The organism is uncultured Rhodospira sp. (genome assembly GCF_937138205.1).
GTDB lineage: Bacteria > Pseudomonadota > Alphaproteobacteria > Rhodospirillales > Rhodospirillaceae > Rhodospira.
This window is the reverse complement of the sequence record NZ_CAKZOT010000062.1, coordinates 1-2,678: the sequence shown is the minus strand read 5'-3', so window position 1 is coordinate 2,678 and position 2,678 is coordinate 1. Positions and strand designations below refer to the sequence as shown.

The 2,678-nt window shown below is 69.5% G+C and carries 2 protein-coding genes; one reads left to right on the top strand and one right to left on the bottom strand.

Annotated elements, in window-relative coordinates:
- Positions 1-6: 6 nt before the first annotated feature.
- Positions 7-1,176 carry an anhydro-N-acetylmuramic acid kinase gene (locus tag Q0309_RS08965; protein WP_299439721.1) on the bottom strand — a complete coding sequence of 390 codons (1,170 nt, stop codon included), beginning with the start codon at positions 1,174-1,176 and terminating at the stop codon, positions 7-9.
- 90 nt (positions 1,177-1,266) lie between these two features.
- Between Q0309_RS08965 and tyrS the strand changes: the two genes are divergently transcribed.
- Entirely contained in the window at positions 1,267-2,517 is a 1,251-nt protein-coding gene (gene tyrS / locus Q0309_RS08960) for a tyrosine--tRNA ligase (protein ID WP_299439719.1), read from the top strand.
- Positions 2,518-2,678 lie beyond the last annotated feature (161 nt).

Genomic DNA, 2,678 nt, shown 5'->3' with positions numbered 1-2,678 from the left:
CCCCCCTCACGGTCGGTACAGCCGCCCGCCGACCAGGGGGTAGGGCGCCCCGGTGGTGCCCGGGAAGGTGATCGGCAGCTGCCGGCGATACCGCGCGGCCAGGAAGGCGAACGCCTGCGCCTCCAGCGCGTCGCCGTCCCAGCCGACGGCCTCGACCGGCTGAACCGGTGCTTCCAGCCAGCCGGCCAGAGTGTCCATCAGCACCGGGTTGTGGCGCCCGCCCCCGGTGACCAGCCAGCGCAGCGGCGGGCGCGGCACATGCGCCGCCGCCTGCACCACGGCGGCGGCGATGAAGGCCGTCAGGGTGGTGGCGCCATCCTCCGGCGAGAGCCCATCGAGGACCTCCGGCACATGGTCGAAGGCCTTGCGGTCCAGCGACTTGGGCGCCGGCCGCGCGAAATACGGATGATCGAGCAGGCGCATGAGCCGGTCCTCGTCCAGCGTGCCGGCGGCGGCCAGGCGGCCGTCCGTGTCGTGCGGCTGGCCGGTGTGGCGGGCCACCCAGTCGTCCAGCGGCGCGTTGCCCGGGCCGGTGTCGAAGGCGATCAGGTCGTCGACGCCGCGCTTGCCGACCCAGGTGAGGTTGGCCACGCCGCCGATGTTGAGCACCGCGAGGGGACGTTCCAGGTGGGCGGCCAGCGCCGCGTGGTAGATCGGGGCCAGCGGCGCGCCCTCGCCCCCGGCGGCGACGTCCGCTTGGCGCAGGTCCGCCACCACCGGAATCGCCAGTTCGCTCGCCAGCAGGCCGGCGTCCCCGGCCTGCACGGTCAGGCGCCCGACCGGATCGTGCCACACCGTGTGGCCATGGAACCCGACCAGGTCGGGCGCGACGGTGATATCCTTGAGGAGGGTTCGGACCACCTCGGCATGGCGCAGGGCCAGGTCCCGGTTCAACAGCCGCCCGTCCTCGTCGGCCAGCGACGTCCGCCCCAGCATGGCGCGCAGGCGGTCGCGGAAGTCGGGATCATAGGGGACCGTCAGGTGTGGCCCCAGCCCCACCACGGTCTCTCCGTCCGTTTCGATCAGGGCGGCGTCAATGCCGTCCATCGACGTGCCGCTCATCAGGCCGACCACGATCCACGTGGTGCCGAAGCCGCGCGGCGTGGCGACGGCCGGTGCCGCCCGGGCCGGGCGCGTGGCTGGGGTACGGGACAGGCCTTTCGGGAAGGGAATCATCGGCGGGCCTTTCTTTTCTGTTTCATGGGAGTGTGCTAAAGGAGCCCCCCTCCCGCAAGGGACTGGATGAACGCGACGAGAGATGATCCGATGACCGCCTTTTCCTCCGACTTCCTGCGCATCGTGCACGAGCGCGGGTTCGTGGACGCCTGCACGCATACCGAGGAGCTGGACGCGCTGCTGTCCAAGGAGGTGGTCTCCGCCTATATCGGCTATGACTGCACCGCGCCCAGCCTGCACGTCGGCTCGCTGGTCTCCATCATGCTGTTGCGCTGGCTGCAGAAGACGGGGCACCGGCCGTTCGTCCTGATGGGCGGTGGTACGACCCGCGTGGGCGACCCGTCGGGGAAGGACGAGGCGCGCAAGCTTCTGTCCGACGAGGCCATCGCCGCCAACATGACCGGCATCAAGGGCGTGTTCTCCAAGTACCTGACCTTCGGTGACGGGCCGACCGACGCCCGCATGGTCAACAACGCCGACTGGCTGGACGGGCTGGGCTACATCGCGTTCCTGCGGGACTACGGGCCGCACTTCTCGATCAACCGGATGCTCACGTTCGACTCGGTGCGGACGCGGCTGGAGCGCGAGCACCATCTGTCGTTCCTGGAGTTCAATTATATGATTCTCCAGGCCTACGATTTCCTGGAGCTGGCGCGGCGCGACGGCGTGCGGCTGCAAATGGGCGGCGCCGACCAGTGGGGCAACATCGTCAATGGCGTGGAACTGGGGCGGCGCTGCGACGGCCTGTCGCTGTTCGGCCTGACCGTGCCGCTGATCACTACTGCCTCGGGCGCCAAGATGGGCAAAAGCGCGCAAGGCGCCATCTGGCTGAACGAGGACCAGTTGCCGGCCTACGATTTCTGGCAGTTCTGGCGCAACACAGAGGACGCCGACGTCGGCCGCTTCCTGCGCCTGTTCACCGAACTGCCGCTGGACGAGATCGCCCGGCTGGAGGCGCTGGGCGGGGCCGAGATCAACGAGGCCAAGAAGATCCTGGCGCACGAGGCCACTACGCTGGCGCACGGCGAGGCCGCGGCGCTGGCGGCGGCGGAGACGGCGAAGGCTGTGTTCGAGCAGGGCGGGGTGGGCGAGGACCTGCCGACCGTCACGGTCGACGCGGCGGACCTGGAGGCGGGGATCGCGGTGCCGGCCTTGTTCACGCGCGCCGGTCTGACGGCCTCCAACGGTGAGGCCAAACGGCTGATCAAGGGGGGCGGAGCGCGCCTCAACGGGGCGGCGATCAACGACATCAACCGTATGATCACCGCCGCCGACCTGTCCGGCGGCGAGATCAAGCTGTCCGCCGGCAAGAAGCATCACGCCCTGGTGAAGGTGGCCTGAACCGAAACAAGGGGGCCGGACTCGGTGCGTCACGGTCCTTTGGCCGACGCCCCGCCCACACAACGCTGCGCGTCATCCGCGTTCGCAACTAAAGAGGCGAAAGTTCCCGAATTCGTCATAGTTTTGATCCAGATCAATGGCCGGCCGGACCGGTGGCGGGA

Excerpts from the sequence above, each read along its gene's own strand:
- Q0309_RS08965 (WP_299439721.1), bottom strand. The coding sequence starts at position 1,176 with ATGATTCCCTTCCCGAAAGGCCTGTCCCGTACCCCAGCCACGCGCCCG.
- tyrS (WP_299439719.1), top strand. The coding sequence starts at position 1,267 with ATGACCGCCTTTTCCTCCGACTTCCTGCGCATCGTGCACGAGCGCGGG.